Annotated in this window: 7 protein-coding genes and 1 pseudogene; 7 read left to right on the forward strand and 1 reads right to left on the reverse strand. The window is 41.3% G+C overall.

Annotation, left to right across the window (positions count from 1 at the left end; genetic code table 11):
* The 3 genes from ACFIJ7_RS08600 to ACFIJ7_RS08610 all read left to right on the forward strand — a co-directional run.
* Positions 1–474: hypothetical protein (locus tag ACFIJ7_RS08600; protein ID WP_375645078.1), on the forward strand; the 474-nt coding region annotated here is incomplete at its 5' end.
* A 318-nt stretch (positions 475–792) separates the two neighbouring features.
* Positions 793–1,284 carry a Rha family transcriptional regulator gene (locus tag ACFIJ7_RS08605; RefSeq protein WP_375645079.1) on the forward strand — a complete coding sequence of 164 codons (492 nt, stop codon included), beginning with the start codon at positions 793–795 and terminating at the stop codon, positions 1,282–1,284.
* A gap of 560 nt (positions 1,285–1,844) precedes the next feature.
* Positions 1,845–2,375, forward strand: coding sequence for an antA/AntB antirepressor family protein (locus ACFIJ7_RS08610; protein WP_375629830.1), 531 nt, complete (start codon positions 1,845–1,847; stop codon positions 2,373–2,375).
* A 62-nt stretch (positions 2,376–2,437) separates the two neighbouring features.
* On the opposite strand, the gene ACFIJ7_RS08615 is transcribed toward ACFIJ7_RS08610, so the two are convergent.
* A complete protein-coding gene (locus ACFIJ7_RS08615) occupies positions 2,438–3,484 on the reverse strand; it encodes a Fic family protein (RefSeq protein WP_375610735.1) in 1,047 nt (348 codons plus the stop codon).
* 94 nt (positions 3,485–3,578) lie between these two features.
* Between ACFIJ7_RS08615 and ACFIJ7_RS08620 the strand changes: the two genes are divergently transcribed.
* From ACFIJ7_RS08620 to ACFIJ7_RS08635, 4 genes and pseudogenes are all read left to right on the forward strand, one after another.
* Positions 3,579–4,160 carry a hypothetical protein gene (locus tag ACFIJ7_RS08620; RefSeq protein WP_375645080.1) on the forward strand — a complete coding sequence of 194 codons (582 nt, stop codon included), beginning with the start codon at positions 3,579–3,581 and terminating at the stop codon, positions 4,158–4,160.
* Positions 4,153–6,081: a phage terminase large subunit family protein gene (locus ACFIJ7_RS08625; protein WP_375645081.1), complete on the forward strand. Its 1,929-nt coding sequence runs from the start codon at positions 4,153–4,155 to the stop codon at positions 6,079–6,081. The genes ACFIJ7_RS08620 and ACFIJ7_RS08625 overlap by 8 nt, the downstream gene beginning before the upstream one ends.
* 3 nt (positions 6,082–6,084) lie before the next feature.
* Complete coding sequence (locus tag ACFIJ7_RS08630; RefSeq protein WP_375645082.1) at positions 6,085–6,333, forward strand: phage head-tail joining protein; 249 nt, start codon at positions 6,085–6,087, stop codon at positions 6,331–6,333.
* A pseudogene (locus ACFIJ7_RS08635) lies at positions 6,333–7,357 on the forward strand (phage portal protein); the annotation flags it as partial. The gene ACFIJ7_RS08630 and the pseudogene ACFIJ7_RS08635, both read left to right, overlap by 1 nt.

Raw genomic sequence — 7,357 nt, forward strand, 5'->3', positions numbered from 1 at the left:
GCAAAACAAGTCGAACGCTTTGCAGAAAAACAAATTGCCGATGTTACATCTGCCCAATCAAAGCGTGTCAAAAAAGGTGTTTATATTAAAGAAAAAGCTACAGCAAAGTTTCTTGAGACAGATATCATTGGTTCTGGAACACCGATACCTCTTAAATTTTTTCAAGCAGAAGAAACAAAACGCGGCGTAACTTACAAAATGTTTGGAAAAAAAGAAATCTTACCCCATGCTTTTATCAAAGGTGGGAGTTTTCCAAAGCGTGTTGAATTAAAAAAGCTGAATGGGAATGTGTTTCAAAGAGCGGATGGAGATCAATTCCCTATTGCAAAACAAGAGGGACCCTCAATTGCTGGGGTGATGTCCAAGCCAGAAATTGCAAGTGCTATCGTAAAAAAAGCCAATAAAAGATTAATTGCCAACATACAGTACCAACTTGCTCGTCAAGAATATGCCGCCAATAAGAAAGCTAAATAATGCTCTTAAGCTATGTTTATGTGCTATACAATAGGATTTTCTTTCTTGACAAGATTCACAGAAAACATATATCGTTAAATTAGGTGCCTAGAAAACACCTTGATAGATAGCGGATGAATTGCCGAAACAGTTTATTTTCCGCACATTAAGGCTTTGACTCATTCTATGCTCGTCGCATATAATGGTCTCGTCGGGTGTAGTTACGCTATACAATACCCTTTTGGGAAAAGCATAACGACGGACTATCTACCGTGTTTTCTAGCACCCGATACCCCTTGGGGTATGAATAGAAGACATCTAAATAGATAGGAGTTCGTTATGAACAATTTAGTAAACTCCCAAACCACTTTAACAATGTCTAGCCGTGAAATTGCGGAATTATGTGATAAAAGGCATGACAATATTGTAAGAGATATTCGACAAATATGCACTGACCTCAAAATTGAGGTGAGTAAATTTCAAGGAAATTATAAGGATTCTACAGGACGCAAATTAGTCTGCTACAACCTACCTAAGCGTGAATGTCTTATATTAGTTTCAGGGTACAGTACAGTGCTGCGTGCTAAGATCATTGACCGCTGGATAGAACTCGAGAGTCAGGAGCAGACCAATTATGATTGTGATACACGCTTTGATTTGCCAAGCTATTGGGAAGGTATGAACGCTGGTGAAAAAGTTTTGTATCTTCTAGGTCCTATTCATATGCGTCTTCTTGATGCCTTCAGAGTGGATGAAGAGAACAGAAAATACAAAGCTCTCATTAAAGAAGCAAAACAGGTCTTAGAAAAATCTGTTACGAAAGCTGCTTAAATTTAAAATACAATCTCATCTTCCCTGCTTTCAGAGTGGGGAGGATATTAATTAAAGAAAATTGCCAATTATGCCTCTCCTATTTCCAAAAAAATATAATAAAATCAATATAAAAGGTACTTCCCAGCGGGTTGGGTCTGTTGCGGGGCGGACGAGCGCGAACTATCGCTAGCGACAGAATTTTCAAATTGACTGTACATTGTACACATAACACATTGATAAATAACAATTTCAATATGTACACTGTACAGTACGCGATTATTTTTAGATAAAAATTATTTTTATTCTTGACATTGTTGCGTTAATATATATTTTCGAATTAGGTGCCTAAGAAACACCTTAAACCAATAGCGGATGGATTGCCGAAACAATCTATCTTCTGAGCATTAAAGATTTTGACTCATTATATGCTGTAGCGTATAAAGATCTTGTCGGGTGTGGTTACGCTATACAATACTCTTTATGGGGAAAGCGTAACGACGGACTATTGGCCGTGTTTCTTAGCGCCCGGCATTCTTCTGGAATGTCAATAAGAAACCTCTAACCAATAGGAGTTCATCATGAACACTCTCATAGAAATTAAAGAACAAATGATTGGACAAGAAACTGTTCAAACTGTTAACGCACGTGAATTATATATGTTCTTAGAAGTCAACTCTAAATTTGCAGATTGGATTGTACGCCGTATTAAAGAATATGGATTTTTGGAAAATCAAGATTATGGTTTTACGTTTCTCAAAAATGAGAAACGTAAAAATGTTATAAGTAAAGAATACCATCTCACTTTAGACATGGCGAAAGAGCTTTCCATGGTTGAACGCAATGAGAAAGGACGACAGGCTCGTCGTTACTTTATTGAGTGTGAAAAGAAACTAAAAAGCCAATCTGTTGATTATTGTGATGATATACGTTTTGCTTTCCCAAAAGATTGGGATAAAATGTCTCCAACTAAAAAGGCTGTTTACATTTATGGACCTCTCCATATGCATCTTGTCAAAGCCTTTACATTGGTAGAAGAAAGCAAACATTATAAAGCTTTAATCAAAGAAGCAAAACAAGTCTTAGAAAGATCTGTCGTGAAAGCTGCTTAGCTTAAGACACATCTCCCCTCCCCGTTCTCAACAATGGGGAGGTGGTTAAGAAGGCAATAAAATTAAGGTGCACTATACCAAGTTGATCGTCCACCACCATGACGTATCAAAAGACCTTTTTCAACTAATGATGTAAAAGTTACTTTAAGTGTATTAGGGCTTGCACCAACCTCACGTACCATATCGCGGGTTGTAACACGTCCGTGATTACGCACATAATCAAGAATATTAAGAGCCAATTCAGATAAGGAAAAAAGAGCATTTTTTTCACTCTCTATTTTTATTTCTAATTGGCGTTTTTGTTTTTGTAGAGCACGTAAAAAAAAGAGTATCCAAGGCTCCCAATTGGGTGTTTTAGTATAAATTGTTTTTTGAGTTTGATTTAAAGCTAAGTAATAGCTTTCTTTATTATTCTCAATAATGCTTTCAAGTGATGAATATGGTACATAAACATAACCTTTTTGTAACAAAAGAAGGGTGGTTAAGATACGGCTTAAACGTCCATTTCCATCTTGAAAAGGATGAATAGCTAAAAATGTTACATTAAAAATACCAATCGTAAGTAAAGGATGAAGATCCTTTAATTCATTGGTTTTATTGAACCAAGTAATAAGCTCTTGCATTCGGTATGGTGTATCAAATGGTGTAGCTGTTTCAAAAACAATGCCAACCATTTTCCCTTGAGAATTAAATGCTGCTACATCATTGCGTAAAGTCTTATATTCACCTCGATGTCGTTGATCTTTCTCACTATTACACAAAAGATCACGATGAAGTTGTTTAATATGATTTTCAGTAATAGAAATATCACTCCAAGATTGAAAGATTGTTTCCATAACCTTGGCATAACCGATAACTTCTTGTTCATCACGACTCTTGAAACGTTTAATTTCTAAGTTTACCAAAAGCTGTTCGATTTCGCGGTCTGTTAACTTACTCCCTTCAATGCGTGTGGAAGATCCAATACTTTCAACAGTAGCAATATGACGAAGAGCGTTCAATCGCTCAGGTGCAAGAGTACCAAGGGCGCGCCATGCCCCTTTGAACTCATCAATTTCAGCAATGAGAGCCAACAATTCTTGTGTAATTTGGAGTGTATCTGTTTTCATACCGGAATATATACCGGATTATACCCGATTGTCAATCATTCGTAACACCGTAAACTCTTACTTCTTATGGCAGAGAAAAAGGCAAGGAGCAACTATGAATAAGAAAGCTCGTGAAGGTCTATCGGTTCGTGCGTTTGCAAAAAAGATGGGTGTTTCACATAATGCGGTGGTTTCTCGGATAAAGACAGGTAAATTTGATACAGCTCTTTTTGAAGATGGTTCTGTCAATGAAGCGCTTGCAACAGCTATCTGGAATGAGAATCCTACAAAACACCCTGCCTCACTTTTAGCACCTGATGGACAACCGCGGACAAAGATCAAACAAGCCTCCACAGATGGAGCCAACGAATACAAGATAAAACTGGAGCGGATGCAAGTTGCACTAGCAAAAGAAAAGATTGCTCTGGAAAAGTTACGCGAAACAACTGTCGATCGTGAAGAAGTGAAAAAGGCAGCGCGTGAGTTTGGAAGAGCGCACCGTGATGCTATGTTGAATTTTCCTCATCGTTTTGGTGCAAGCATTGCTGCACAAGTTGGATGTGATGCGGCCAGCCTTATTGGTGCTATTGATTATTATATGAGAACCGCTTTGCTTGAGGCGGTTAATATTCCAGTGCCTTTTCATGATCCTCATTCTCCAGAGTTAGAGCACTTGCAAGAAACGAATAATGGATGAAAATGCAGTCGAAGAATTTTTCGCCAATGCCAATGACGCACGACAACCAGACCCACCGTACACGGTTTCGCAATGGGCGGACAAGAATAGGTATCTTAGCACCGTAGCAAGTGCTGAGCCTGGGCTTTGGAGGACAAAGCGTACCCCTTATTTGCGTGAAATCATGGATAACCTTTCCTCTTACGTGCCAATTGAAACAACCATTGTCATGAAAGGGGCGCAGATTGGCATGTCTGAAGCAGGATTGAACTTTTGCGGTTATGCCATTCATTATAGTCCGGGACCTGCCCTTTATGTGATGCCAACGGTTGAGACAGCGAAGAAATTATCAAAAACCCGTCTTGACCCAATGATTATGGCAAGCCCTGCTTTAAGCGAACGCATTGCCCCAGCGCGGGCACGCGACAGCGGTAATACAATGTTTTCGAAAGAGTTTGATGGTGGGGCATTGATGCTTACAGGAGCAAACAGTGCAGCTGGTTTGCGTTCCATGCCTATTCGTTATCTGATTTTAGATGAGGTGGACGCCTATCCTCTCAGTGTGGATAACGAAGGTGATCCGGTGATGATTGCCGAAAAGCGGACCTCAACCTTTGTGCAGAGAAAGATTTTTAAATTGTCCACACCGACCCACCGTGACACAAGCCGTATCGCCAAAGATTTCGTGCTAGGAGACCAACGATATTACAATGTCCCTTGTGATGCATGTGGTGTTCTACAGCCCATTGTTTGGTCACAAATTAAGTGGCCAAAAGGCGCCCCCGAAAAAGCTGTGTTTGTTTGTGCGCATTGTGGTCATGAACATGCCGAGCACAGAAAAACAGATCTCATGAGTGAAGAAAGAGGTGCGTGCTGGGTGCCAACCAGTGAATCAAGCAGACCAAATTTGCGTTCTTACCATATTTCGGCACTCTATTCCCCTTGGCTTACTTGGGGGGAATGCGCAAGAGAGTTTTTAGATGCCAAGGATGATCCGGCACTTTTGCAGCCTTTTGTCAACACAGTGCTTGGAGAGCCATGGGAAGACAGAACAGGCGAAGTTGTTGACCCTGATAGCCTCTATGCAAAACGCGAAGATTATCCATTGGCACCAGAACAAGCCGTCGTGTTGACAGCAGGCATTGATGTGCAAAATGACCGCTTAGAACTTGAAGTGGTTGGATGGGGACGCAGTGAAGAAAGCTGGCATATTGATTATCAGGTCATCCTTGGTGATCCCTCTTCTTTTGAAGTATGGGACCAGCTGGATGAATACCTTACAAGACGCTGGCCACATCCAGGCTATAAAGATGGCATCAGGATAACGGCTGCTTGTATTGATACCGGTGGTGGACACACACAAGCGGTTTATAATTATGTCCGCCCCCGTGAGGGACGACGTATCTGGGGGATTAAGGGGCAAGCGGGATGGCGTGCGGTATGGCCACGCCGCCCAAGCAGAAACAATAAGGGGCAGATTAATCTCTATATTGTTGGTGTTGATGCAGCAAAAGATATTATCACGGCACGGTTTAAAAAATCCGGTCCTGAAGCATCGGGTGCTGGTGCAACACACTTTCACAAAAACCTTGATCGGGAATATTTTGACCAGCTAACCGCTGAAAGAAAAGTCATCAAATATTTTAAAGGCTTCAAGCGCATTGAATGGCAAAAAAGCGAAAAGGCAAGAAATGAAGCCTTGGATTGTAGGGTCTATGCTTATGCGGCTTTACAAGGCCTGATTTCGGCAGGAATAAACCTTAATCGAGAAGTCGATATCTTAGAAGAGCGTTTGGAAAAACTTAAAGTTGAAGGCTCTTTAGAGCAGCCAACACCAAGACATGCCCCCTCTCCTGCTCCAAGAAGATCTCAGACAGCACAGCCTCAAAGGAAACAATCCAGAACGGTGATGAATCCTTATATGCAAGGGGATTGGAGGTAATTTGTGGATGAAACTTTAGGACAATTTAACAGCAAATTTTCGAGACTGGAAAGTTTAAAAAGGCGGCGTGAACAAATTGAAGAGGCTCTTTATTCGGGTGCGCAATCGGTACGCCATGGCGATAAGCAAGTCAGCAACCGCTCTGTTGAGGAACTGCGCAGAGCGCTTGAGATGCTGAACACACAAATAGCGGACCTTGAAGGAAGCAAGCGTTCACGCGTTTTCTATTTTAATATATCACGAGGCTATTAATGGCTGGCTTTATCAATAAACTCACGGGCTTTTTTACAATTTCTCGTCAACACAATCCCCATTTTGAAGCGGCAAGCAAAAGCCGCCGTATGGGTGGTTTTGACCCCGCAAAAAAACATATCAATAAAGCCATTGAGGAATGCGGTGATACCATTGTTGCCCGTTCAAGATGACTTTATGACAATGAAGCTCTTTATGGTTCCGCAACGGAGGAATGGGTCTCTGCGGCTGTCAGTGATGGGATTAAACCTTATCCTCGTATTGAAGGTTTTCAAGAAGAAAAGAAAAAGCTTTTAGACTTATGGTGGCAATGGGTTGATGAAGCCGATTATGATGAAGATACCAGCTTTTATGGGCTGCAAGCAACCATTGCACGAGAGGTCTTTTTAACCGGAGAGTGCTTTGTAAGATTGCATTATGTTGATCTCTACGGGCGCTCTGGTGTGCCTCTTCAATTGCAAGTTTATCCCACCGAAATGTTGGACCTTTCCTACAATAGACCTGCTGAGATTGAAGGCAATTACATTCGTATGGGGATTGAATTTAATGCCAGTGGTAAGCGCGTTGCTTATCATTTCTGGGAACATCACCCCTATGATGATGTCCCTGCAAATATGGCATTTGAGAGCCAAGAGCGCGTGCGCGTCCCCGCTGAAATGGTCATTCATATCAAAGAGCGCCGTATTGCCGGACAATTGCGCGGTTCTCCCAAAATAACGCGCTCTATGACAAAGATCTTTCAACTCGAATCCTATGACGACGCAGAACTCGATAGAAAAAGGACGGCGGCTCTTTTCGCGGCGTTTGTCAAGGACAGTTCCCCAAACGTCGAAAAATTATCCGATAATCGTGATAAAAACAACGTTGAAGAAGAATACAAAGCACCTGTCATTGCGCCCGGTGCATCTCTTTATTTAGGAGAGAATAAAGAGGTTACATTCTCAAATCCTGTTGAGGTTGGTGGCTCTTATGAGGCTTTTCAATTTCGCAATATCTTGAAAATTTGTGCAGCACTTAATATGCC

The organism is Bartonella sp. MR100HLJHH, assembly GCF_042194215.1.
In the GTDB taxonomy this organism is placed as follows: Bacteria; Pseudomonadota; Alphaproteobacteria; order Rhizobiales; family Rhizobiaceae; genus Bartonella; species Bartonella grahamii.